The organism is Streptomyces sp. NPDC001393, assembly GCF_053597455.1.
Genome location: NZ_JBSFIH010000021.1, coordinates 105,116 through 130,334, shown reverse-complemented (window position 1 = coordinate 130,334; position 25,219 = coordinate 105,116). Strand labels below are relative to the sequence as shown.

General features: G+C 71.9%; 21 protein-coding genes. 18 read left to right on the top strand and 3 right to left on the bottom strand.

Annotated features, from left to right (window positions below):
• Positions 1–75 precede the first annotated feature (75 nt).
• Both ACWC2T_RS23120 and ACWC2T_RS23115 read left to right on the top strand, forming a co-directional pair.
• Positions 76–2,373 carry an MMPL family transporter gene (locus ACWC2T_RS23120; RefSeq protein WP_450672231.1) on the top strand — a complete coding sequence of 766 codons (2,298 nt, stop codon included), beginning with the start codon at positions 76–78 and terminating at the stop codon, positions 2,371–2,373.
• 30 nt (positions 2,374–2,403) lie between these two features.
• Positions 2,404–3,447, top strand: coding sequence for a zinc-dependent alcohol dehydrogenase family protein (locus ACWC2T_RS23115; protein ID WP_450672230.1), 1,044 nt, complete (start codon positions 2,404–2,406; stop codon positions 3,445–3,447).
• 73 nt (positions 3,448–3,520) lie between these two features.
• On the opposite strand, the gene ACWC2T_RS23110 is transcribed toward ACWC2T_RS23115, so the two are convergent.
• Complete coding sequence (locus tag ACWC2T_RS23110; RefSeq protein ID WP_450672229.1) at positions 3,521–3,721, bottom strand: helix-turn-helix transcriptional regulator; 201 nt, start codon at positions 3,719–3,721, stop codon at positions 3,521–3,523.
• Between the two features lie 246 nt (positions 3,722–3,967).
• Positions 3,968–4,885, bottom strand: a complete 918-nt coding sequence (locus tag ACWC2T_RS23105) for a sugar phosphate isomerase/epimerase family protein (RefSeq protein WP_450672228.1) — start codon at positions 4,883–4,885, stop codon at positions 3,968–3,970.
• A gap of 125 nt (positions 4,886–5,010) precedes the next feature.
• Here ACWC2T_RS23105 and iolC point away from each other — a divergent pair, with 125 nt between their 5' ends.
• From iolC to ACWC2T_RS23045, 12 genes are all read left to right on the top strand, one after another.
• Positions 5,011–5,961 carry a 5-dehydro-2-deoxygluconokinase gene (gene iolC / locus ACWC2T_RS23100; protein WP_450672227.1) on the top strand — a complete coding sequence of 317 codons (951 nt, stop codon included), beginning with the start codon at positions 5,011–5,013 and terminating at the stop codon, positions 5,959–5,961.
• A gap of 107 nt (positions 5,962–6,068) precedes the next feature.
• Entirely contained in the window at positions 6,069–6,947 is an 879-nt protein-coding gene (locus tag ACWC2T_RS23095; protein ID WP_351217299.1) for a Cgl0159 family (beta/alpha)8-fold protein, read from the top strand.
• 7 nt (positions 6,948–6,954) lie between these two features.
• Positions 6,955–7,794: a 5-deoxy-glucuronate isomerase gene (gene iolB, locus ACWC2T_RS23090; RefSeq protein WP_450672226.1), complete on the top strand. Its 840-nt coding sequence runs from the start codon at positions 6,955–6,957 to the stop codon at positions 7,792–7,794.
• The gene (iolD, locus tag ACWC2T_RS23085; RefSeq protein WP_450672225.1) at positions 7,791–9,671 is read left to right on the top strand and encodes a 3D-(3,5/4)-trihydroxycyclohexane-1,2-dione acylhydrolase (decyclizing); all 1,881 of its coding nucleotides are present in this window, start codon (positions 7,791–7,793) and stop codon (positions 9,669–9,671) included. Before iolB ends, iolD begins: the two co-directional genes overlap by 4 nt.
• Positions 9,672–9,688: 17 nt before the next feature.
• Positions 9,689–11,191, top strand: a complete 1,503-nt coding sequence (gene mmsA, locus ACWC2T_RS23080; protein ID WP_450672224.1) for a CoA-acylating methylmalonate-semialdehyde dehydrogenase — start codon at positions 9,689–9,691, stop codon at positions 11,189–11,191.
• A 290-nt stretch (positions 11,192–11,481) separates the two neighbouring features.
• Complete coding sequence (locus ACWC2T_RS23075; RefSeq protein WP_450672223.1) at positions 11,482–12,900, top strand: APC family permease; 1,419 nt, start codon at positions 11,482–11,484, stop codon at positions 12,898–12,900.
• A 247-nt stretch (positions 12,901–13,147) separates the two neighbouring features.
• Positions 13,148–15,796 carry a CocE/NonD family hydrolase gene (locus tag ACWC2T_RS23070; RefSeq protein WP_450672222.1) on the top strand — a complete coding sequence of 883 codons (2,649 nt, stop codon included), beginning with the start codon at positions 13,148–13,150 and terminating at the stop codon, positions 15,794–15,796.
• A complete protein-coding gene (locus ACWC2T_RS23065) occupies positions 15,793–16,647 on the top strand; it encodes an ABC transporter permease (RefSeq protein ID WP_450672221.1) in 855 nt (284 codons plus the stop codon). Before ACWC2T_RS23070 ends, ACWC2T_RS23065 begins: the two co-directional genes overlap by 4 nt.
• A gap of 181 nt (positions 16,648–16,828) precedes the next feature.
• Positions 16,829–17,251: a hypothetical protein gene (locus ACWC2T_RS23060; RefSeq protein WP_450672220.1), complete on the top strand. Its 423-nt coding sequence runs from the start codon at positions 16,829–16,831 to the stop codon at positions 17,249–17,251.
• 515 nt (positions 17,252–17,766) lie between these two features.
• A complete protein-coding gene (locus ACWC2T_RS23055; protein ID WP_450672219.1) occupies positions 17,767–18,099 on the top strand; it encodes a hypothetical protein in 333 nt (110 codons plus the stop codon).
• 59 nt (positions 18,100–18,158) lie between these two features.
• The gene (locus tag ACWC2T_RS23050) at positions 18,159–18,491 is read left to right on the top strand and encodes a hypothetical protein (RefSeq protein WP_450672218.1); all 333 of its coding nucleotides are present in this window, start codon (positions 18,159–18,161) and stop codon (positions 18,489–18,491) included.
• A 93-nt stretch (positions 18,492–18,584) separates the two neighbouring features.
• A complete protein-coding gene (locus tag ACWC2T_RS23045) occupies positions 18,585–18,917 on the top strand; it encodes a hypothetical protein (RefSeq protein ID WP_450672217.1) in 333 nt (110 codons plus the stop codon).
• Between the two features lie 138 nt (positions 18,918–19,055).
• On the opposite strand, the gene ACWC2T_RS23040 is transcribed toward ACWC2T_RS23045, so the two are convergent.
• Positions 19,056–19,349: a hypothetical protein gene (locus ACWC2T_RS23040; RefSeq protein ID WP_450672216.1), complete on the bottom strand. Its 294-nt coding sequence runs from the start codon at positions 19,347–19,349 to the stop codon at positions 19,056–19,058.
• 286 nt (positions 19,350–19,635) lie between these two features.
• Here ACWC2T_RS23040 and ACWC2T_RS23035 point away from each other — a divergent pair, with 286 nt between their 5' ends.
• The 4 genes from ACWC2T_RS23035 (at position 19,636) to ACWC2T_RS23020 (ending at position 25,219) form a co-directional block, all read left to right on the top strand.
• Positions 19,636–20,820, top strand: a complete 1,185-nt coding sequence (locus tag ACWC2T_RS23035; protein ID WP_450672215.1) for a glycosyltransferase family 4 protein — start codon at positions 19,636–19,638, stop codon at positions 20,818–20,820.
• Positions 20,821–20,932: 112 nt separating this feature from the next.
• Positions 20,933–22,273 carry an O-antigen ligase family protein gene (locus tag ACWC2T_RS23030; RefSeq protein ID WP_450672214.1) on the top strand — a complete coding sequence of 447 codons (1,341 nt, stop codon included), beginning with the start codon at positions 20,933–20,935 and terminating at the stop codon, positions 22,271–22,273.
• A complete protein-coding gene (locus ACWC2T_RS23025; RefSeq protein WP_450672213.1) occupies positions 22,270–24,438 on the top strand; it encodes a lipid II flippase MurJ in 2,169 nt (722 codons plus the stop codon). Before ACWC2T_RS23030 ends, ACWC2T_RS23025 begins: the two co-directional genes overlap by 4 nt.
• A complete protein-coding gene (locus tag ACWC2T_RS23020; protein WP_450672212.1) occupies positions 24,428–25,219 on the top strand; it encodes a polysaccharide deacetylase family protein in 792 nt (263 codons plus the stop codon). Before ACWC2T_RS23025 ends, ACWC2T_RS23020 begins: the two co-directional genes overlap by 11 nt.

Here is a 25,219-nt window from a genome sequence, read left to right as displayed (position 1 = left end):
CCAGTCTATGGGCAATGACCGACTCATGCTCCCTGCCTGCACAGACATGGGTCACGGTGAAGGGGACACCGCAAGATGACCGAAGTCAACACGCCGCCGCGGACCGGAGAGGGGGCGCCCGAGGGAGCCCCGCAGCGGCCGCCGGAGGGCACGCCACCCCGACCCGGCCGCTACACCCGCTTCGTGACCGCCCGCCCTCGTCTGTCACTCCTGGTGGCCCTGGTGCTCACCGCGCTCGCCGTGCTCGCCGGCAGCGGAGTCGCGGACCGTCTCGGCAGCGGCGGCTGGGAGGATCCGGCCGCCGAGTCGACGTACGCCACCAAGGCCCTGGAGCGCGAGTTCCCCGCCTCCCAGCCGAACCTGCTGCTCCTGGTCGACTCGGGCCGCGCCTCGGTCGACGATCCGGCGGTCGCCGTTGAGGCCCGCGACCTGGCCGGCCGGCTGGCGGGGGAGAAGGGGGTGACCGGCGTCGGCTCCTACTGGCAGAGCAGATCACCGGCCCTGCGCGCCAAGGACGGCCATGAGGCGCTGATCGCCGCCCGCATCTCCGGCGACGACAACGCAATGGGCCGGACGCTCGACCGCATCGCGCCGCACTACCGGGGCGCGCACGGCCCGGTTCGCGTGAGGATCGGCGGCATCGTCGCGGTCCGGCACGAGATGCAGACGATCATCAAGGAGGACCTGGCCCGCGCCGAGATGATCGCCCTGCCGATCACGCTGGTGCTGCTGGTCATGGTCTTCGGCAGCGCGGTCGCCGCCCTGCTGCCGCTCGGCATCGGCATCGTCGCCATCCTCGGCACCAACGCCGTCCTGCGCGGCCTGACCTCCTTCACCGACGTCTCCGTCTTCGCGCTCAACCTCACCACGGCCCTCGGCCTCGGCCTGGCCATCGACTACGCCCTGTTCATCGTCCGCCGCTTCCGCGAGGAACTGTCCACGGGCGCCGACCCGTTGACAGCGGTCGGTACGACCCTGCGCACTGCCGGCCGCACGGTCCTGTTCTCCGCCCTCACGGTGGCGGTGTCCCTGGCCGCCATGATGGTCTTCCCGCAGTACTTCCTGCGGTCCTTCGCCTACGCCGGCATCGCCGTGGTCCTGCTCGCCGCGGCCGCCGCCCTGATCCTGCTCCCGGCCGCGCTGGTCCTGCTCGGCCACCGGGTCAACTCCCTGGACATGCGGCGCCTTTTCCGCCGACGCCGCGCCCCGCAGCCCGCCGAGGGCACCACCGGGACCACCGGCACCCCCGGGACCGCCTGGGCCCGAGCCGCCGGCCTGGTGATGCGCCGCGCACCCCTCTTCGCGCTGGGCACCAGCGTCCTCCTGGTCACCCTCGGACTGCCCTTCCTGGGCGTGAAGTTCGGCACCGCCGACGACCGGCAACTGCCCTCGACCGCCGAGTCCCACGTGGTGCAGGAGCACATCCGCGAGGGCTTCCCAGGCAGCCCCGGCGGGGGTCTCGAGGTCCTGGCCCAGGGCAGGGCCACCGCCGCCCAGTACGCCGCCTACAAGCAGCAGGTTGCCGCCCTGCCCGAGGTGGCCCGCGTCGACGGCCCGCTGGTCAAGGGCGACGCCGCCTACTTCACGGTGCAGCCGAAGGGCGAGGCCGTCGACGACCCGGCCCAGCGCCTGGTCGGCGATCTGCGCTCGTTGCACACTCCCTTCGACGCCAGGGTGACCGGCACGGCCGCCGTCCTCGTCGACACCAAGCACGCGATAGGCCAGCGCCTGCCGTGGGCCGCCGCCTTCATCGCCGTCGTCACGCTCCTGCTGGTCTTCCTGCTCACCGGAAGCGTGCTGATACCCGTGCAGGCCGTGGTGCTCAACGCGCTCAGCCTGACCGCGATGTTCGGTGCCGTGGTCTGGGTCTTCCAGGACGGCCACCTCTCCGGCGCGCTCGGCTTCACCAGCTCCGGCTCCATCGAGACCACCCTGCCCGTGCTGATGTTCTGCGTGGCCTTCGGGCTCTCCATGGACTACGGCGTGTTCCTGCTCTCCCGCATCAAGGAGGAGTACGACCGCACGGGCGACCACGACGCGGCGGTGCGGCACGGACTCCAGCGCACCGGCGGGCTGATCACCGCGGCGGCGGTCATCCTCGCGGTGGTGATGGTCGCCATCGGCACCTCACGGGTGACCAACACCAAGATGCTCGGCCTGGGCATCGCCCTGGCGGTCCTGATGGACGCCATGGTGGTCCGCAGCCTGCTGGTACCGGCGATCATGCGACTGACGGGAAGGGCCACTTGGTGGGCGCCGGCGCCGTTGCGGCGCATACACGAACGGTTCGGCCTGAGTGAGGGCGGTGGGGGAGCGACCAGCCACGACGAACCGGAACCGGCGGCACAACCCGGCGGTTCCCGAACGGTCTAGTCTTCGCGGAGGTTTCCGAAAGGAGTGCGGATGCGCGCGGTGGTGTTCGAGCGGTACGGCGAGCCGGCCGAGGTGCGGAACGTACCCGACCCGGAACCCGCGGAGCACGGTGTGGTCGTCCGCGTGGAGGCCACCGGCCTCTGCCGAAGCGACTGGCACGGCTGGATGGGCCACGACCCCGACATCACGCTGCCGCACGTCCCCGGGCACGAACTCGCCGGTGTCGTCGAGTCGGTGGGCTCCCGGGTGACCGGATGGCGGCCCGGCGACCGGGTCACCGTGCCGTTCGTCTGCGCCTGCGGCACCTGCCCCGCCTGTACGGCGGGCGACCAGCAGGTGTGCGAACGCCAGACCCAGCCGGGCTTCCACCACTGGGGCTCCTTCGCCGAGTACGTCACACTCGACCACGCCGACGTCAACCTGGTCGCGATCCCGGACGACATGGCGTACACCACCGCCGCCGCCCTCGGCTGCCGCTTCGCCACCGCATTCCGCGCGGTGGTGCAGCAGGGCCGGGTGGCGGCGGGGGAGTGGGTCGCGGTGCACGGCTGCGGCGGGGTGGGGCTGTCGGCGGTGATGATCGCGGCGGCGTCGGGAGCGCGCGTGATCGCCGTCGACGTGTCGCCGGAAGCCCTGAGCCTTGCACGGATGTTCGGCGCCACGTGGTGCCTGGACGCGGGCCGGGTTCGCGACAGGGTCGCCGCCATCCATGAGCTGACCGACGGGGGCGCCCATCTCTCGCTGGACGCCCTTGGCTCAGCTGCCACCTGCGCGGACTCCGTGAACGGCCTGCGCCGCCGCGGCCGGCACGTCCAGGTGGGGCTGCTGCCCTCGGCCGACGGCACCACCCCCGTCCCGCTGACTCGTGCCATCGCGCTGGAGCTGGAACTCCTCGGCAGTCACGGCATGGCCGCTCACGCGTACCCCGGCATGCTCCGCCTGGTCCGCGCCGGTGTCCTGAGCCCCGACCTCCTGGTGAGATCCACCATCCCGCTCGACGCCGCACCGGCGGCCCTCGCGGCGATGGGTACGGCACCGGGGGCCGGGGTCACGGTCATCGAGCCGTGGGGCTGAGGGCCGTACGAGGAGCGCACCGAGGAGCGCACCCACTCCAGTGTGAGGAGGCGCAGCCGATTCACGGTGCGGGTCAGTCCGGTCGGCGGCCGCGGTTGCCCGGCCGGGAGGCGACCCAGGCGCGGACGGTGTCGCCGTACCAGTAGGGCTTGCCGCCCTCCACATGGTCGGGCGGGGGCAGCAGCCCGTGCTTGCGATAGGACCGTACGGTGTCCGGCTGCACCTTGATGTGCGCAGCGATCTCCTTGTAGGACCAGAGCCTTTGGTCGGTCATGAGTTGCACCTCCCTGCGCGCGCCACAGCGGCGACCGGGGGCGGCCGTCGGGGGAGCCGGGCGCTGAGCTGGCGATCACCAAGCCTGTGTCCGGTGAACGACGCAGAGTGACCAGGGGCAGCGGCTGTCGTCACGGCGTGACGCACAATTCGCGTACACGAGACATGTGTGACAGGGAGGGGTTGTTTGTGACACGGACGCCACAAAGGCGCACACCGGGGCGTCGGCGGGCGCGTTACGGGCGCCCTACACCCCGCACGACCGAAGAAACGCCCGAGTCCGCCGGGCGATGGGCAGCGGCGCATCCGGAGCGCAGGGATACATGTCCTGCTCCACGATCGCGAACAACTCGACCCCCAGCCGCTGCGCAGCCTCCAGCACCGGCCCCAACTCCGGTACGCCACGCGGAGGTTCGCACATCACGCCCTGCGCCACCGCGGGCCCGAACGGCGTCCCCTTGGCCCGTACGTCAGCCAGGATCTCCGGATCCACCTGCTTGAGGTGCAGATAGCCGATCCGTTCCCCGTACGTCTCGATCAGCTTGACGCTGTCCCCGCCGCAGTACGCGTAGTGCCCGGTGTCCAGGCACAGCGACACCAGGCCGGAGTCCGTGCCGTCGAGGAAGCGGCTGACGTTCTCCTCGCTGTCGATGTGGGTGTCGGCGTGCGGGTGGACGACGATCGTCAGCCCGTAGCGCTCCCGCACCTGTCGCCCCAGCCGCTCGGTCAGCGAGGTCAGGTTCCGCCACTGCTCGGCGGTCAGCGTGTCGGGCTCCAGTACCTCGCCCGTCTTGTCGTCGCGCCAGAAGGACGGGATGACGACCAGGTGGCGGGCGCCCATCGCCTGGGTCAGCGCCGCGATGTCCGACACGTGCGCCCACGTCTTGTCCCACACGGACTCACCGTGGTGCAGGCCCGTGAAGACGGTGCCGGCCGACACCTTCAGGCCGCGCCGCGCGGTTTCCTCCGCGAGCACCGCGGGGTCGCTGGGGAGATAGCCGTAGGGGCCGAGCTCGATCCACTCGTAACCGGAGCCGGCCACCTCGTCGAGGAAGCGCTGCCAGGGCACCTGCCGGGGATCGTCGGGGAACCACACGCCCCAGGAGTCGGGCGCGGATCCGATCCGGATCCGGGACAGTGAGGAGGAGGGTGACAACGACGTCATGGGCGCCAGCGTGCGGGCGGCCGGAAAGTCCTGTCAAGAGCTGGTCCGAATGTCTGGACAAAACATTGACAGGGTTCGCCGTACAGGACTAGAAAGCCGGGGAGAGTCATGACGAAGGGAAGCCGATGGCCTACGACCTGATCACCATGGGGCGGATCGGAGTGGACCTCTACCCGCTGCAGACCGGCGTCCCGCTCGCCCAGGTGTCGTCCTTCGGCAAGTTCCTCGGCGGGTCGGCGACGAACGTGGCGGTCGCCGCGGCCCGGCTCGGCCGGTCCACCGCCGTGATCACCCGCACGGGCGACGACGCGTTCGGCGCCTATCTGCACGAGGCGCTGCGGGGCTTCGGCGTCGACGACCGCTGGGTCACCCCGGTCCAGGGGCTCCCGACCCCGGTCACCTTCTGCGAGGTCTTCCCGCCGGACGACTTCCCGCTCTACTTCTACCGGCAGCCCAAGGCGCCCGACCTGGAGATCGACGCCCACGAACTCGATCTCGACGCGATCCGTGACGCCCGTATCTTCTGGATGACCGGCACCGGCCTGAGCGAGGAGCCCAGCCGTACGGCCACCCTCGCGGCCCTCGCCCACCGGAACAAGTCCGGCATCACCGTCTTCGACCTCGACTGGCGGCCCATGTTCTGGACCGACCCCGATGCGGCCCGCCCCTTCTACGCCGAGGCCCTCAAGCACACGACCGTCGCCGTCGGAAATCTGGACGAGGTCGAGGTCGCCACCGGCGTGCGCGAACCGCATGCGGCCGCCCGGGCGCTCCTTGGGGCCGGCGTCGAGATCGCCGTCGTCAAGCAGGGGCCCAAGGGTGTCCTCGCGGTCAGCTCCTCGGGCGAGTCCGCCGAGGTGCCGCCCCTGCCCGTCGACGTCCTCAACGGCCTCGGCGCCGGGGACGCCTTCGGCGGCTCCCTCTGCCACGGCCTCCTCGAGGGCTGGGACCTGGAGACGATCATGCGGCACGCCAACGCGGCCGGCGCGATCGTCGCCTCCCGCCTGGAGTGCTCCTCCGCGATGCCCACCCCGGACGAGGTGGCCGCCGCGCTCGATGCCGGAGCGGTGCTGTGAGGGCGGGCCGGGTGGCAGGCACCCACACCGAGGGCGGGTCCGGCCCCGACACCACCGCGGCCGCCCGCCGCGAGGGCGCCGCGGGCTCCCTCCGCCCCCACGTCGACGTGGCCGAACTCGTCCGCATCCGTACCCACCACCCCGAGGCGATCGCCGAGGCCGCCGCGCGGCGTGCTCGCAGGCCGCTCCTCAACGACAACGGCAGGCTGATGATCGTCGCCGCCGACCACCCCGCCCGGGGCGCGCTCGGCGTCGGCGACCGCAAGCTCGCCATGGCCAACCGTGCCGACCTGCTCGAACGCCTCTGCCTCGCACTGTCCCGACCCGGCGTCGACGGCGTCCTCGCCACCGCCGACATCCTGGACGACCTGCTCCTACTCGGCGCCCTCGACCACAAGGTGGTCATGGGCTCGATGAACCGGGGCGGACTGCAGGGGGCCAGCTTCGAGCTGGACGACCGCTTCACCGGGCACCGCCCCGAGGACCTCCAGCGGCTCGGCTTCGACGCGGGCAAGCTGCTGCTGCGCATCGACTACGACGACCCCGGCTCCCTGACCACCCTGGAGTCCACCGCCCGCGCCATCGACGACATGGCCGCGCGCCGGCTGCCGGTCTTCGTCGAGCCGTTCATCAGCCGCCGCACCCCCGAGGGCAAGGTGCGCAACGACCTGTCCGCCGAGGCGGTCACCCGGTCCATCGCCATCGCCTCCGGCCTCGGCGGCTCCTCCGCCTACACCTGGCTGAAGGTGCCCGTCACCGACAACCCCGACGACATGGCCCGGGTCATGGAGACCTCCACCCTGCCGGCCGTGCTGCTCGGCGGTGACATCGGCGACTCGCCCGAGGACCAGGTCGCCGCCTACGACAAGTGGCGCGGCGCGCTCCAACTCCCCACCGTGCGCGGCCTGGTGGTCGGCCGCTCGCTGCTGTACCCGGCGGACGGCGACGTGGCCGCCGCCGTGGACACCGCCGTAGGACTGCTGTGAGGGCCGCATGACCAGCACCGACCTGCATCTGCCCAGGGGCGCCACCGCGAACGCCCAGTACTCCGTCGACATCGACCCCAAGTTGGCCGGCTGGACACACAGCAGCCTGCGCGTGGTCGGGTTGGCGCCCGGCGGCAGCCATACGTTCACCACCGGGGACAGCGAGTGGATCGTGCTTCCGCTGGAAGGCGGATGTAGCGTACAAATCGAGACCGCATCATCTGAGCAGGCCGAGTTCCAACTCCTGGGCCGGGAAAGCGTGTTCGCGGACGTCTCCGACTTCGCGTACGCGCCCCGTGACGCCCGGGTCCAGATCGCCTCCGGCGCGGGAGGCCGCTTCGCCCTGGCAGGAGCGAAGTGCGAGCGACGACTCCCCGCCCGCTACGGCCCCGCGCCGGAGGTCCCCGTCGAGGAGCGCGGCAGCGGTTCCTGCGCCCGCCGGGTGCGCAACTTCGCCTCAGCCGACTCCTTCGACTGCGACAAGCTGATCGCCGTGGAGGTGATCACGCCGGGCGGCAACTGGTCGTCGTACCCGCCGCACAAGCACGACGAGCACCGGCCGGGCGAGGAGTCCGAGCTGGAGGAGATCTACTACTTCGAGATCGACGGCCCGAGCGGGCTCGGCTACCAGCGGGTGTTCCCCTCGCGCGCGGGCGGCGCGGACGTCCTCGCCGAAGTGCGTTCCGGCGACGCCGTCCTCGTCCCCGACGGCTGGCACGGCCCGTCCATCGCCCAGCCCGGGCATGACATGTACTACCTGAACGTCATGGCGGGCCCGGGCGAGACCCGGGAGTGGCGGATCTGCTTCCACCCCGATCACGTAGAGAGCACAGGGGGCTACCGATGACCACGACCCGGCTCACCGTCGCGCAGGCGCTGGTCCGTTTCCTCGCCGCCCAGTACAGCGAACGCGACGGCAAGCGGCAGCGGCTGATCGGCGCCACGTGGGGCATCTTCGGCCACGGCAACGTCGCCGGGCTCGGCCAGGCGCTGATCGAGTACGCCGACGTCATGCCGTACCACCAGGGCCGCAACGAGCAGTCCATGGTGCACGCGGCCGTCGGCTACGCCCGCCAGTCGAACCGCCTGTCCACGCACGCGGTGACGACCTCGATCGGCCCGGGTGCGACCAACCTGGTCACGGGCGCCGCCCTGGCCACCATCAACCACCTCCCGGTCCTCCTCCTGCCCGGCGACGTCTTCGCCACCCGGCCCGCCGACCCGGTCCTGCAGCAGCTGGAGGTGCCGTACGCCGGTGATGTCTCGGTCAACGACACCCTGCGCCCGGTGTCGAAGTACTTCGACCGCATCACCCGCCCGGAGGCCCTGATCCCGAGCGCCCTGCAGGCCATGCGGGTCCTCACCGACCCCGTGGAGACCGGCGCGGTCACCCTCGCCCTGCCGCAGGACGTGCAGGCGGAGGCCTTCGACTGGCCGGAGGAGTTCTTCTCGACGCGCGTGTGGACCGTACGACGGCCGGGCGCGGACCCGACCGAGCTGGCCGAGGCGGTCCGGGCGATCCGCGCGGCGCGCAGGCCCCTGGTCATCGCGGGCGGCGGAGTCCACCACAGCCGCGCCGAGCCTGCCCTCGCCGAGTTCGCGGCGGCCACCCGCATCCCGGTGGCCTCCACCCAGGCCGGCAAGGGCTCCCTCCGGTACGACCACCCGCAGGACGTGGGCGGCGTCGGCCACACCGGCACCGCGACCGCCGACGAACTGGCCCGCACGGCCGACCTGGTGATCGGTGTCGGCACCCGCTACACCGACTTCACCACCGCCTCCGGCACCCTCTTCGAGAACCCGGACGTCCGCTTCCTCAACCTCAACATCGCGCCCTTCGACGGCCACAAGCTGGCCGGACTCCCGCTGATCGCCGACGCCCGCAGCGGCCTGGGCGAGCTGACCGAGGCGCTGGTGATGCACGGGCACACGGTGGCGGAGTCCTACGTCACCGAGTACACCGAGGACAAGGAGCGCTGGGAGCAGCGCGTCGACGCCTGCTTCGAGGCCGAGGAGATCGACGTACGGCCGACCCAGCCGCAGGTCGTCGGCGCCCTGGACGCCGTGGTGGACGAGTCGGACGTCATCATCAACGCGGCCGGCTCGCTCCCGGGCGATCTGCACAAGCTGTGGCGAGCGCGGTCGGTGGACCAGTACCACCTGGAGTACGGCTACTCCTGCATGGGCTACGAGATCCCGGCCGCGCTCGGCGTGAAGCTCGCCGCGCCCGAGCGGAACGTGTGGGCGCTGGTCGGCGACGGCACGTATCTGATGATGCCGACGGAGATCGTGACGGCCGTGCAGGAGGGCGTCGCGATCAAGATCCTGCTGGTGCAGAACCACGGGTACGCGTCCATCGGCGGGCTCTCGGAGTCGGTGGGCGGCGAGCGGTTCGGCACCGCCTATCGCTTCCAGGCCCAGGACGGCACCTTCACGGGCGCCCCACTGCCCGTCGACCTCGCGGCCAACGCGGCCAGCCTGGGCATGCGGGTGCTGCGCGCGAAGACCGTGCGGGAGCTGCGCGAGGCGCTCGCCGAGGCGCGGGCCGCCGACACTCCCACATGTGTCTACGTGGAGACCGAAACGTCCGACACTGTGTCGGGCGCGCCTCCGGCGCAGGCCTGGTGGGATGTTCCTGTGGCCGAGACCGCGACCCGACCGTCCGCGGTCAAGGCACGAGAGCTGTACGAACGGCACGTCTCGACCCGACGCCGCCATCTGTAAGTAAGGAGTCTCTGGGCATGACGAAGATCGTCAACCACTGGATCGGCGGGAAGACCGTCGAAGGCGCGTCGGGCACGTACGGGCCGGTCACCGACCCGGCGACCGGCGCGGTCACCACGAAGGTCGCGTTCGCGTCGGTGGAGGAGGTGGACGCGGCCGTAGCGGCGGCCAAGGACGCCTATCTGACCTGGGGCCAGTCCTCGCTGGCCCAGCGCACGACCATCCTCTTCCGGTTCCGCGCGCTGCTCGACGCGCACCGCGACGAGATCGCCGAGCTGATCACCGCCGAGCACGGCAAGGTGCACTCCGACGCGCTCGGCGAGGTCGCGCGCGGCCTGGAGATCGTCGACCTGGCCTGTGGCATCAACGTCCAGCTGAAGGGCGAGCTGTCCACGCAGGTCGCCAGCCGCGTCGACGTGGCCGCGATCCGCCAGCCGCTCGGTGTCGTCGCCGGCATCACGCCGTTCAACTTCCCGGCGATGGTCCCGATGTGGATGTTCCCGATCGCCATCGCGTGCGGCAACACCTTCGTGCTGAAGCCGAGCGAGAAGGACCCGTCCGCGTCGATCAGGATCGCCGAGCTGCTGAGCGAGGCCGGGCTGCCGGACGGCGTCTTCAACGTCGTGCACGGCGACAAGGTGGCCGTCGACCGGCTGCTGGAGCACCCGGACGTCAAGGCGGTGTCGTTCGTCGGCTCCACCCCGATCGCCCGCTACATCCACACCACCGCCTCCGCCCACGGCAAGCGGGTACAGGCCCTGGGCGGCGCCAAGAACCACATGCTGGTCCTGCCGGACGCCGACCTGGACGCGGCGGCCGACGCAGCGGTCTCGGCGGCCTACGGCTCGGCGGGCGAGCGCTGCATGGCCATCTCGGCGGTCGTGGCCGTCGGCGCCATCGGTGACACGCTGGTGGAGAAGATCCGCGAGCGCGCCGAGAAGATCAAGATCGGTCCGGGCAACGACCCGGCCTCCGAGATGGGCCCGCTGATCACTGCCGCCCACCGTGACAAGGTGGCCTCGTACGTCTCCGGCGCCGCCGCCGAGGGCGCCGAGGTGGTGCTCGACGGCACCGGTTACACCGTCGAGGGCTACGAGGACGGCCACTGGATCGGCATCTCCCTGCTCGACAAGGTGCCGACCGGCGCCAAGGCCTACCAGGACGAGATCTTCGGCCCGGTGCTGTGTGTGCTGCGCGTGGACACCTACGAGGAGGGCGTGGCCCTCATCAACGCCTCGCCGTTCGGCAACGGCACCGCGATCTTCACCCGGGACGGCGGCGCGGCCCGCCGCTTCCAGCTGGAGATCGAGGCGGGCATGGTCGGCGTGAACGTGCCGATCCCGGTCCCCGTCGGCTACCACTCCTTCGGCGGCTGGAAGGACTCGCTCTTCGGCGACCACCACATCTACGGCAACGACGGCACGCACTTCTACACCCGCGGCAAGGTCGTCACCACCCGCTGGCCCGACCCGGCCGACGCCCCGGCGGGCGTGGACCTGGGCTTCCCGCGCAACCACTGACCGACCGACAGGGCCGTCCGTTATACGGACGGCCCTATTTTTTTGCGTCCGGCTCCTGCGATTCTCGTACAGGCACAAGGGCCGGTGTAAGTGGAGCGTTGACGCGTGAATCAGTTGTTGATCGCGTTAATGCTGCGGATTCCGTAGGTGAACACCCATTGACGCGGCGGTTTTCGTCGGGGTTCCCTAAGCAGCGCCGGGAGCGGACGACACGAAGCACGACGATCCGCCGGAGGCGATAGCGCTCCCGTCCCCCACCCTCACCCGCTCAAGTCGATCGGAACCGCCGTATGACCGACACGCTCCAGAAGTCCGTGGTCGACCCCGAGACGGCCCAGTCCCCGGGGCTCAAGCGTTCCATCGGTGTCGTCGGCGGCACCCTCCTGACGCTGTCCTGCGTCACGCCCGCCTCCACGCTCTTCGTGATCGTGCCCGACCTGTTCTCCAGCCTGGGCACGGCAACGGCGCTCTGCATCGCCATCGGCGCGCTGCTCTGTATCCCCGTGGCCTTCTGTTACTCGGAGCTGGGCACCCTCGTCCCCAGCGCGGGCGGCGAGTACGCCATCGTCTCCACCCTCGCCGGGCGGCTCGCCGGCTGGCTGGCCTTCGTGATGTCGTTGCTCGTCGTGATGATCGTCCCTCCGGTCATCGCCATGGGCACCGCCGACTACCTCGCCCCGGTCGTCCACCTCGACCCGTCCATGACGGGCGCCGGCGTGATGATCGCGGCCACCCTCGCCGGACTGCTGGACCTGCGCGCCAACGCCTGGATCACCGGCATCTTCCTGGTCCTGGAGGTCGTCGCCGCCGGTGTCGTCGCGATGCTCGGCTTCACCCACTCCCACCGCGGCGCGGGCAGCCTCGTCAGCTCGCTCCAGGTGGCCGGCGACCACGCTCACGTCAACCCCGTCACGGCCATGATGGTCCTCTCAGGGCTCGCCATCGCCCTCTTCGCCACCCAGGGCTTCTCCACCGCCATCTACCTCTCCGAGGAGCTGGAGAACCCGCGCCGCAGCGTCGCCCGTACCGTCCTCGCCACCCTCGCCATCTCCAGCGTCGTCATCCTGGTGCCGGTCGTGGCGATCACCCTCGGCGCCGGTGACCTCAAGACCCTGACCGGCGGCGACATCTCCAGCATGGTGATCGCCTGGAGCAACTCCGCCGTCGGCACCTTCGTCAGCCTGTGCGTCGCGCTCGCGATCATCAACGCGGGCATCGTCATGGTCATCCAGAACTCCCGCGTCCTGTTCGCCTCCGCCCGCGACAAGGCCTGGCCCCAGCCGGTCAACAACGCCCTCGCCAAGCTCGGCCGGTTCGGCTCCCCCTGGGTCGCCACCCTCGTCGTCGGCGTCCCCGGTGCCGTCCTCTGCTTCGTCAACCTGGACACCCTCTACGGCGTCACCGGCGTCGCCGTCACCGGCCTGTACCTGCTGGTCGCCATCGCCGCACTGCTGTCCCGGCGCGGCGCACACGGCACCAAGAAGGCCTGGCGGATGCCGCTGTGGCCGGCGATGCCGGTCCTGCTGATCGCCGTCCTCCTCTACATCCTGGTCGAGCAGGACCCGTCGTACCTGTGGTGGACCGGCGGCATCACCGCCGTCGCGACCCTCTACTGGGCCTTCTACCTCCGCCCGCGCCGCGACACCCGCTGGCTGGTGTCCCTGCCGGAGGACGTCCGACTGGCCGAGGAGGAACAGGCGGCTGCCTGAGACTGCGAGTGGCGCAGCCGGCAGGGCCCAGGGGCGCGGGGCTGAATCGATATGCGGCTCCGCCGCGTGGGCGCGACCAGCCACCGACCGCCCGCAGCCGGCAACGGCGACGCACCTCGACGGCGCTGGACCGGGCCGTCGTACCGCCCCTGGTGTACGCCGGGCCCTCCCTGTACTCCCCAAGGAGGGCCCGGCGTTCAGCCCACTGGCTCGCTCGGTTGTCAGTGGCGGCCCGTACCGTTGAGGCATGGATCTTCGGGTGCCCTCGCTGCGGGGGCTGCTCAAGGGGCCGCGCCGGCTCGTCGCCGCCGCGGCCGCCGTCGTGGTGCTCGCCGGCGCCGGGACGTGGACGGCCGCCGCATCCGGTGACACACCCCCGGTGCACAGGACCGACCAGGTCATGGCGGTCGACGGGGTCCGCCTGGACACCTCGTTCTTCACCCCGGCCGGCGCCGGCCGCCACCCCGCCGTCCTGCTGGCGCACGGCTTCGGGGGCAGCAAGGACGACACGCGCCGGCAGGCCGAGGACCTCGCCCGGGACGGGTATGCGGTCCTGACCTGGTCCGCGCGCGGCTTCGGCAGGTCCACCGGGAAGATCGGGCTCAACGACCCGAAGGCCGAGGTCGCCGACGCCTCCCGGCTCATCGACTGGCTGGCGAAGCGGCCCGAGGTCCAGCTCGACAAACCCGGCGACCCGCGCGTGGGCATGGCCGGCGGCTCCTACGGCGGCGCGATCTCCCTGCTCACCGCGGGATACGACCACCGGGTCGACGCCATCGCCCCGGCCATCACCTACTGGAACCTCGCGGACGCCCTGTTCCCCAGCGGCGTGTTCAAGAAGCTGTGGGCCGGTGTCTTCTTCAACACCGGCGGCGGCTGCGCCCGCTTCGAGCCGGCGCTGTGCCGGATGTACGACAGGGTCGCCGAGTCCGGCATCCCGGACGCGGCTGCCCGCCGGCTGCTTGAGGAGCGTTCGCCGTCGGCCGTCGGCACGCGCATCAAGGTGCCCACGCTGCTGCTCCAGGGCCAGTCGGACTCCCTGTTCACCCTCGGCCAGTCCGACGCCGCCCAGCGGGCGATCCGGGCGAACGGCGCCCCCGTCGACGTCGACTGGATCGCGGGCGGTCACGACGGCGGGGACATGGAGACCGGCCGGGTCCAGGCACGCGTGCGTGCGTGGTTCGACCGCTATCTGAAGGGCGACGCCTCGGCCGACACCGGCCCGGCCTTCCGGATCACCCGCACCGGAGGCGTGAACTCCACCGACGGCACCGCCCAGTTGCGCGGTGCGACCGCCGGCACCTACCCCGGCCTGCGCGACCGTCCGCGCGCCATCCCCCTCACCGGTGGCACCCAGCACGTCACCAACCCGGCCGGCGCCAGCCCGCCCGGCGTCTCCGCCCTGCCCGGCCTCGGCGGCTCCGGCGGCCTCGGCCGGCTGTCCGCGCTCGGCCTCGGCGTCTCCCTCGACTTCCCCGGCCAGTACGCGAAGTTCGACTCCGCGCCGCTCACCCGCGACCTGCAGATCACCGGCACCCCGACGGCGACCGTCCACATCACCTCGACCAGCGACGACGCCGTCCTCTTCGGCAAGGTCTACGACGTCGGCCCCGGCGGCACCCAGCAGGTGCTGCCCGCCCAGCTCGTCGCCCCCTTTCGGGTGACCGGCGCCCGGGCCGGCAAGGATGTCACGGTCACCCTCCCGGCCATCGACCACCAGGTGCAGAAGGGCCACCGGCTCCGCCTGGTCCTCGCCTCCACCGACCTCGGCTATGCCTCACCGGCCGCCCCGGCCACCTACACCGTCTCCCTCAAGGGAGAGCTGAGCGTGCCGACGGCGCCCGCCGTCACCACGGCCGCGGCGCCCCTGCCCGCCTGGGTCTGGTGGCTGCCGGCGGCCGGCGCGGCGGTCGCGCTCGCCCTGCTGCTCACCGCCCGCCGTCGTACGGCCACTCCCGCGCCCGACCCCGAGCTGGCCGAAGTCCCGCTCGTCATCAGGGACTTGAGCAAGCGGTACGCGAAGTCCGCCGACCGGTACGCGGTGCGCGAACTGTCCTTCCGGGTGGAGAAGGGACAGGTGCTCGGCCTGCTCGGCCCCAACGGCGCGGGCAAGACCACCACCCTGCGCATGCTGATGGGCCTGATCACCCCGGACGACGGCGAGATCCGCGTCTTCGGCCACGCGATCCGGCCCGGCGCACCCGTGCTGTCCCGGGTCGGCGCCTTCGTGGAGGGCGCCGGCTTCCTGCCGCACCTGTCCGGCCGGGAGAACCTGGAGCTGTACTGGCGGGCCACCGGCCGCCCGCCCGAGGACGCCCACCTGGACGAGGCCCTGGAGATCGCCGGGCTCGGCGACGCGCTCGCCCGCGCGGTACGCACCTACTCGCAGGGCATGCGCCAGCGCCTCGCCATCGCCCAGGCCATGCTCGGCCTGCCCGACCTGCTCATCCTCGACGAGCCCACCAACGGCCTGGACCCGCCCCAGATACGCGAGATGCGCGAGGTGATGATCCGCTACGCGGCCGCCGGGCGCACGGTGATCGTCTCCAGCCATCTCCTCGCCGAGGTCGAACAGTCCTGCACCCACCTGGTGGTGATGGACCGCGGCCGGCTCGTCCAGGCCGGTCCCGTCGGCGAGATCACCGGCTCCGGCGACACGCTGCTGGTCGGCACCGCCAGGCCCGTGGAGGAGCCGGTCGTGGAGAAGGTGGCCGCGCTGCCCGGGGTCGCCTCCGCCGCGCGCACCGACAACGGGCTGCTGATCCGGCTGGAGACCGGCGGCACGGCCGAGCGGCTGGTCGTGGAGCTGGTGCGCCTGGAGGTGCCCGTCGCCTCGGTCGGCCCGCACCGCCGCCTGGAAGACGCCTTCCTCACCCTGATCGGAGGTTCTGCATGAGCACGCTCACCGAGGTCGCCTCCGGTTATCAGACGCGGCACACCCTGCCCCTGCGGGTGGAGCTGGTCCGCCAGCTCAAGCGGCGCCGCACCCTGGTCATGGGCGCGGTCCTCGGCCTGCTGCCGTTCGTGCTGCTGATCGCCTTCGCGATCGGCGGCGACCCGTCGAGCCGCGACGGCCGGATCACCCTGATGGACACGGCCACCGCGTCCGGCGCCAACTTCGCCGCGGTGAACCTGTTCGTCTCGGCCGGCTTCCTGCTGGTGATCCCGGTCGCCCTGTTCTGCGGGGACACCGTCGCCTCGGAGGCGAGCTGGTCCTCCCTGCGCTATCTGCTGGCCGCGCCCGTGCCCCGGGCCCGGCTGCTGTGGTCCAAGCTGGCCGTGGCGCTCGGGCTCAGCCTCGCCGCCATGATCCTGCTCCCGGTGGTCGCCCTCGCGGTCGGCACGGCCGCCTACGGCTGGGGTCCGCTGCAGATACCCACGGGGGGTGCGCTGGACACCGGCACGGCGGTGCAGCGTCTGGCGCTCACCGTGGCGTACATCTTCGTGTCGCAACTGGTCACCGCCGGTCTCGCGTTCTGGCTGTCGACGAAGACCGACGCCCCGCTCGGCGCGGTGGGCGGCGCGGTCGGGCTGACCATCGTCGGCAACGTCCTGGACGCCGTCACCGCGCTCGGCCACTGGCGCGACTTCCTGCCCGCGCACTGGCAGTTCGCCTGGGCCGACGCCGTCCAGCCGCACCCGGAGTGGTCCGGCGTGATCCAGGGCAGCGCGATCTCCGTGACCTACGCGCTGGTGCTGTTCGCCCTGGCCTTCCGGGGATTCGCCCGCAAAGACGTGGTGTCATAGTTTTCTTTTACGATCAATCGATTCGCCGACCACATGTGAATAACTCCAAGGAAAGCGGAGTAATGCGCTTCTTCACTCCCTTTTCATTCACGCGTATGGAGTAGCGCCTCGCTTTCGATGGACTGTGGACTGCTATGTTCTGCATCTGTCGGATCAGAGGTAACTTCAAGTGAGGTGAATCATGAAGAAGGCAGTTTTCACCACTGCGGCGTTGGCCATTGGTGCGGGTCTTGTGGGTGGTTCCGCGGTGGCGGCGTCGGCCGCCACCAAGGCTCCTGTCCACGAAAACACCGGCCCGCTCGGCCTCATGTCCCAGACCGAGGTGACGCCGGCGCTCGTGCCCGCGGCCGACACGGTGATGCGGGTGGCCAAGCAGGGCAACCTCACCAAGGGCAGCGCGTTCGACGAGAACCAGGCGTCGGCGGTGACCGGCAAGAACAAGGCGGCGAAGATCTCCGGCGTGTACCTGGACGGTATGGGCCGCGGCACCAACAAGAAGCCCGCCATCCCGGTGAAGAACCCGCTCGGCACCGGCTCCGTGCAGATCCACCCGCTGAACGGGCCGACCAGCGCGGGTGTCGGCAGCCTGTTCAACCAGGGGTGACACGGAAAACCCCAGGAGTCGGCGCGGCGGAAGTCCTCCCGTACACCATTCTTTCGCTGCCATGTGCTCCCCTCTGTCCGCGAGACAGAGACGGGACCGGAATTCCGACACTCTGATCCGGTTCTGGTCCTCCGGGAGGCCCTGACCCGCGGCCGACGCCGCAGGGCCGCGGGACGGGTCCCGGTGGACGCCTGGCAAGACCCTCGTCCGGCGCTTCTGCGCCGCAGGCCCAGAAGCCGCAGCCGGACCGGTGGCTCCGCCCCGACCGGCGCACGATGCGCGCCGGGGAAATACGCCTCAAGCCTGTCCGGCCCACTGGACCCCTCCTTGCCAGTGGGCCGGACACACGTCGGGTGCTATTCCGGTGCATGCGGTCGGGGTAATGGGCGGACGGAATCGTTCCGCCATCCGGTGGAATCCGGTCCTAATGAGCGTTGTCCGCGTGACTTTTCGCCACATATTTCGGTTTCTTGCTATGTAAGCGCGGCTTACCGTGAATCCAGGAAGGAACCGAGTTGACCAGGAAGTTCGCGGTCGTCACTGCACTCGCCCTTAGCGCGCTCTGCGGCAGCGCTGGCGTTGCCTCCGCCCACTCGAACTCGACCGACGTCACTGGTGGTGGCGGCTTTTCGGAGTCCCCGGTCGTCGTGAACGCCCCTCAGCAGGGGGTTGTCGTCGTCAACGGCTCGCTCGTCGATGGCCGCTGCATCGCGCCGTGGTCCAACGGCGCCGTCGGCGTCCTGGGCGGCGCCGCGACCATCGTGCCGAACTCGCACTACGCCGCTTGCAACACGGCGAGCGTGAACCAGGCGCAGAACGCCGGTTACCAGGGCGGCCTGCTCTTCTGACCCCTGCTTCGAGTCATTCCGAGCAGGTGAACCCCCTCGCAGTCCGGAAAGGACACTCCATGCGTAACAAGGTTACGGCCATCTCCGCCCTCGCCGCGGGCGTCGTCCTCGCGACCGCCGGCACTGCCGCAGCCGACAACTGCACGACGGTCACCGGCGGCAACGGCTTTTCGGAGTCCCCGGTCGTCGTGAACGCCCCGCAGCAGGGCGCCGTCATCTCCAACGGCACGCTCGTCGACCTGCGCTGCGTCGCGCCCTGGTCCAACGGCGCCGTCGGCGCCGCCATCGGCGGCGCCGCGACCATCGCGCCGAACTCGCACTACGCCGCTTGCAACACGGCGAGCGTCAACCAGGCGCAGAACGCCGGTTACCAGGGCGGCCTGCTCTTCTGAGCCCCCTTTGCGCTCCGAACCATCCGGAGCAGGGCGGGGACGTCCGCTGACGTTCCCGCCCGACCTTCCCCTCCCATCCCGAAAGGCGCATCTATGCGTAAGAAGGTTACGGCCCTGTCCGTCCTGGCCGCGGGTCTCGTCCTGGCGGCCGGTGGCGCCGCTGCGGCCGACGACAACAACACCAACGTCACCGGCGGCAACGGCTTCTCGGAGTCCCCGGTCGTCGTGAACTCCCCTCAGCAGGGCCTCCTTGTCTCCAATGGCTCGCTCGTCGACGGCCGCTGCATCGCGCCGTGGTCGAACGGCGCCGTCGGTGTCCTGGGCGGCGCCGCGACCGTCGCGCCGAACTCGCACTACGCCGCTTGCAACACGGCGGACGTCAACCAGGCGCAGAACGCCCCCTACGTCGGCGGCCTCCTGTTCTGAGCAGTTCACAGCCTGGCGGCCCGTCGATGTTCGGTGGGCCGCCAGCTGCTTTTCCTCCGCACTGCTTTTCCTGCACATGAAGAAGGCCGGCTCCGCGGCAGACGGAGCCGGCCTTTACGGCCCGGCAGGGCATGTCCTCTACTTGAGGGCCGGAAGCGCGGCGGGGGGCTTGCCGTTGAGGGGGTTCGGCAGCATGCCGCCGAAGACGGGGGTCTTGACGACGCCGGACTTCTTCACGCCCTGCGCCGTCTCCTTGACGTTGCCGGCCAGGCCACCCGTCGGGATCTCGGCTGCGTTGGGGAGGGTGCGGGCGACCGACTTCCCGTCCTCGAGGATGCCCTGTCCCGGCAGGTCCGCGGCGACGGCGGGCGCCGCAGCGCCGGCGACGACGAGGGCTCCGGCCATGAGGGCGGCAGCCTTCAGATTCTTCATTGGGTTCCTTTCATCTGGCTTCCGCTGGGCTAACGAGTGAAAGGCGCCGCGGGAAACTCCACGCCGACAAGTTCCCGGAACTCATACATCCTGAATGACTACGCGACCTTCTTATCGGATTAATCCCCTGAATGAGGGCGTGTTTTCGACACGGTTGACGGCTTCCCCAGAAAAAGACGGATAAGCGGCTAGTGTTGCCGACTGAATCCGATGCGTTTATGCCGAACTCGAGTTCACACCGTCTGTGACGGGTTCGGAATGTTTCTTCGGAAGGGAAGCCCTGGTCATGCGCATTCCCCTCGGTTCCGTCCCGCGCCGTGCGACGCGGTCCGCCGCCCGCGAGCCACACGTCCTGCACGTCACCCAGCCCGTGGAGGGCGGTGTCGCCCGGTTCGTGACGGACCTGGCGGCGGCACAGCTCGCCGCGGGGGTGCGTGTCACCGTGGCCTGCCCGCGAGGCGGCACCCTGACGGACGCCCTGCGTGCGGCCGGCTGCAGGGTGCTGCCCTGGGACGCGACCCGCGCACCGGGGCCCCAACTACCCGGCGAAGTGGGGAGGTTGGCGCGGCTCCTGCGCGAGGTGCGGCCCGACGTGGTGCATGCGCACAGCGCGAAGGCCGGGCTCGCGGCACGGCTCGCGGTGCGCGGCCGACTCCCGACCGTCTTCCAGCCGCACGCCTGGTCCTTCGAGGCCGTGGACGGCGTCATGGCCCAAGCCGCCCTGCGCTGGGAGCAGTTCGGGGCACGATGGGCGACGCGCGTCCTGTGCGTGAGCGAGGCGGAGCGGCGTACCGGGGAGCAGAGCGGCATCACCGCCCAGTGGCACGTGATTCCCAACGGCGTCGACACGAGCAGGTTCCGGCCCGAAGGCAGTGTCGCCCGGCCCGGCGCGGGCCCCCTTGTCGTATGCGTGGGACGGTTGTGCCGGCAGAAGGGCCAGGACGTCCTGCTGAAGGCCTGGCCCGCCGTCGTGCACCAGGAGCCCGCCGCCCGGCTGGTGCTGGTCGGCGACGGGCCGGACGCGGACCGACTGCGCGCCTTCGCGCCCGCGTCGGTGGAGTTCGCCGGCCCGGCACCCGACGCCGCCCCCTGGTACCGGTCCGCCGACGTCGTGGTCCTGCCGTCCCGCTGGGAGGGCATGGCACTCGTCCCGCTGGAGGCCATGGCCTGTGCCCGGCCCGTCCTGGTCACGGATGTGGACGGAGCACGCGAGAGCCTGCCGCCCGGGCACCTGCCGCACTGCCTGGTGCCGCCGGAGGACCCCGACCTGCTGGCCCGGGCGCTGACGGCGCTGCTGCGCCGCGGGCCGCTGCGCGCGGCACTGGGTGCGCAGGGCCGTGCGCACGTGCTCGCCGCCCACGACGTACAGCACACCACGGGCGCAGTGATCGACGTGTACCGCGAACTGCTCGGCACCGTCGCCACGCCGGTCCTGGTGCCCAACCAGAGCAGGGAGTCCATCACCACATGACCGCGGCTTCAGCCAGGCCCCCGCGGGTTGCCCGGCGCGCCACCGGATGCGGAGCGGTGCCACCGGGCTCCGAGCGGTCCTGTTCGTACGGCCGACGGGGAGCTGAGTGCCGGTGAGCACGCCCCCGACGGCCTTGCCGCCCGCGGCGAGGCCGCTGGCGCTGCCGGTGCTGCGCCACGTCACGCCGGTCCTGCCCGTCGTGGCGATCGTCCTCATGCTGTGCCTGCCGGCCGCACCGGACAGCAGGGCCACCCCCGCCGACGCGGTGTCGGGGCTGGCCGTGCTGTGGGCCGTCGTACGGACCTCGCGGCGGGCGCTGCGCCCCCTGACGCGGACGGCCGCGGTCGTCCTGGGGCTGCCGGTGGTGGGCATCGCGGTCGCCGCGAGCGGGGCGGCGACGCCCGGTGACGCCCTCACCGGACTGGCCCGGTATCTGCAGGCGTTCGTGCTCGTCCCGGTCGCCGTGGTGCTGCTGGTGCGGGACCGGCGCGACGCCCGGCTGGTGCTCTGGTCACTGGTCGGCCTCGCGCTCTGGCAGGGCACGATCGGGGTGCACCAGTACCTCACCGGGACCGGGGCCTCGCACCAGGGGGCCGACATCCGGGCGGTGGGCACGTTCGGGCCGACGAACGTGATGGACATGGCCACCTCCGTGGCATTCGGGGTGGTGGCCGCGACCGGCCTCGCCCTCGGCGCGCGGGCGCGGCGGCAGCGCATCGTGGCGGCCACGTGTGCGCTGGTGCTGCTCCTGCCGCTCACGGTGTCCTTCAGCCGGGGTTCCTGGATCGCCACCGGCCTCGCGTGCGGGGCGCAACTGCTGTCGACCGGGGCACGGCGCGCGGCGAAGGTGTGCGTGACGGCGGTCGCGGCCGGGGTGGTGCTGGTGGGCGGGTTCGGCGTGGGCATCGCGGCGCTGCAGGAACGGCTCACCAGCATCACCCGGGTCACCGACGCACCGGACCAGTCCGTGACCGACCGCTACAGCCTCTGGGCGGCGGCCGCCGGCATGTGGCGGGAACACCCCGTGACGGGCGTCGGGCTGAAGGCCTTTCCCGCGTACCGGGACGGGCATGCCCCGCTCGCACTGTCGTCGGGCAGCGACACGGAGGGAGCGGGCCGGCGCTACAGGCGCCAGCCGCTGCTCTCGCCGCACAACATGTATCTGCTGATGCTCAGCGAGCAGGGCCTGCTGGGCCTGGTCACCGTGGCGGGCAGCTGGCTGGCGCTGCTGGTCTGCGCGATCGGACGGCTGCGGCGTACGGAACGCGCCCCGGACTGTGCCGTCGCGATCTGCGGACTGCTGCTGTGGCAGCTCGTGGACTACGTGTACGCCGACATCGGCGGCCCCAGCACCGCCCTGACGGCCGTGGTCCTGGGACTCGCCGCCTGGTGGGCCCTGGCACCCGGCGCGACAGCCGCCACGGCCCTGCCCCCACCGGAGACCCCCCGATGAGGCCCACACCCCCGGCGGCCCAGGACCACGTCGCGCCCGACACGGCGCACGGCTACGACCCGGCGGACCCCGGTGCCGCCGCCGCGCACCCGGTACCGGAGCCGGGCGCGGTGTGCGAGTACGTCCCGGCGGATGCCGGTGCCGTCCCGGCGCACCCGGTTCCCGAGCCGACCACAGTGCCGGGCTTCGACCCGCCGGGCATGGCGCACGGCTACGGCCCGCCGGGCGCGGGGCACGAATACGACCCGGCGGATGCCGGGGCTGCCGTCGCCCGTCCTGTGCCCGAGCCGGGCACGGCGCGCGAATACGACCCGGCGGACCCCGGTGCCGCCGTCGCCCACCCGGCGCCGGAGCCGGGCACGGCGCACGGTTGCGATCCGCCGTACACCGGAGCCACCGTCGCCCACCCGGCACCCGAGCCGGGCCCGGTGCACGGCTGCGACCCGGCGGACACCGAGGCCGCGGTCGCCCACCCAGCGCCCGAGCCAAGCAAGGCGCGCGCAACCGACCCGGCGGACACCCAGGCCACGGTCGGTGCCCGCAGCGGCGCCGGGACGGACGCGGTGCCGGAGACGTTTCCGGGGGCGGCCTCGGGGCGGTTTCTCGCGAAGGCGACCCTGATCTCCGCCGTGCTGTCCGTGGCCGGGGCGTTGCTCGGGCTCGGCCGGGACCAGGCCCTGGCCCATTTCTTCGGGGCCGGGGCGGACACCGACGCCTTCCTGGTGGCCTGGACCGTGGCCGAGACGGCGGCGACGCTGCTGATCGACGCCGGGATGGCGTACGTGCTGGTGCCCGCGTTCAGCGTGGCACTGGCCCGGCGGGGCCGCGTGCCGGAAGGGCGCGACCCGGTGCGCGCGCTGGTCGCCGCCTCCCTGCCCCGGCTGTGCCTGGGCCTCGCCGCCGCGGCCCTGGCGATCATGGCGGGCGCACCGCTGCTGGTCTCCCTCCTCGCGCCCAGCCTGCCCGACGCGTCGCTCGCCGCGGACTGCACCCGGCTCACCTCGACCTGCGTGCTGACCTTCGGCCTGGCCGGGTACTGCAGTGCGGCGCTGCGCGCGCACGGCTCGTTCGTCGCTCCGGCGGCCACCTCGCTCGCGCTCAACATCGCGATCATCGCCACGTTGTTCGGCCTCGGCGAACGCTGGGGCGTACGGGGCGCCGCGCTGGGCGTCGCGCTCGGCGGATGCCTGATGATCGCGGTCCAGGTGCCGTCCCTGTGGCGCAGGATCTCCGCGCGGCCCCGCCCGCAGCCGCGGCCCACGGCGGACGGAGACGGCCGGCGTCCGCTGACGCCGGCCCTGGTCACCTCGGTGCTGTTGTTCGTGCTGTGCCGCCAGGCACAGGTGTTCGTCGAGCGCTACCTCGCCTCGGCCCTGCCCGCCGGCGCCATCTCGCACCTCAACTACGCCCAGAAGGTCGCGCAGTTGCCCATGTCGCTGTCGCTGATGGTGTGCGTGGTCACCTTCCCGGTGCTGGCGAGGGCCGTCGCCGAGGGTGACCTGCGGGGGGCCCGGGACCGGATGGAGGGTGACCTCGTCCTGGTGGGCTGTCTGGTGCTGCTGGGCACCGCCGTGATCGAGGCCTGCGCGCCGCAGGTCATCCAACTCCTGTTCCAGCACGGCGCGTTCACTGCGGCGGACACCGCCGCGACCGCCTCCACGATGCGGGTGTACGCCCTCGGGCTGCTCGGCCACGCCCTGGTGGGGGTGCTCGTGCGGTCGTACTTCTCGGCGGGCCGCGCCACCTGGTACCCGCTGGGTGCGATGGCGGTGGGCCTGATCGTCAACATCGTCGGCGGCGCCTGGGCCGTGGGGTTCTGGGGGGCGCGCGGCATTGCGGCCGCCAACGCCGCCGGCATCACCCTCACCGCGCTGCTCCTGCTGCTCGGGATGGGTGCGCACAGCGTCCCCGTGCGCGTCCGCCGGGTCGTCGCCGAACTGACCAAGCCGGTGCGGGCGGCCCTGTGCGCCGCCGGCGCCGGGGCGGTGTGCGCGCGGTCGTTCGCCTCATCCCCGGCCGCCGTCGCCATGGGCTGCGTGAGCGCGACGGCCGTCTTCCTCGCGCTGGTCTGGGCTCTCGACGTGGCGGACGCCCGGACCGTCCTTTCCCGTGCCACATACACCGTCCGACATGTCGTCACTGGAGGGGCCGATCATGGCCGTTGACGTTCCGCCACCCCCACAAGCCACCGAGCCGGACCGCGAACCGGTCGTACGAGAAGGCCGGAGGCGGGGGCCCGCCGCCTGGGTGGCCATGTACCACTCCGTCTCGGACCACCCGGAGGACCCGTACGACATCACCGTCACCCCCGCCCGGCTCGACCGCCAGCTCGCCTGGATGCGCGGCCGCGGCCTGCGCGGGGTCAGCATGCGGGAGCTGCTCGCGGCCCGCGCACGCGGACGGGAGCGCGGCCTCGTCGGGCTCACCTTTGACGACGGCTACGCCGACTTCGTCACCGCGGCGCTGCCGGTCCTGCGCCGCTGGCAGTGCGGGGCCACGGTGTTCGTGCTGGCCGGGCTGCTCGGCGGCGAGAACGACTGGGACCCGCTCGGACCGCGCAAGCGCATCCTCGACGCCGACGGCGTCCGCCGGGCCGCGGCCGCCGGCATGGAGATCGCCTCGCACGGCCTCACCCATGTCGACCTCACCCGGGTCGGCCCGCGCGAACTGGATGCCGAGGTCCGCCGCAGCCGCACCTTACTGTCCGAGCTCATCGATGCCGACGTGCAGGGTTTCTGTTACCCCTACGGCCGGGTCGACGCGGACGCCCTGGCCGCCGTGCGCGGCGCCGGGTACGGCTACGCCTGTGCCATCGCTCCACATCCCGCCCTCGCCGGCGACCTGGCCCTGCCCCGGCTGCACATGGGGCGGGCCGACACCGCCGCCCGCCTGGAGCTGAAGACGCGCCTCGCCCGCATCTGCGGGCGGGGCCTGGAGGCACCGTGA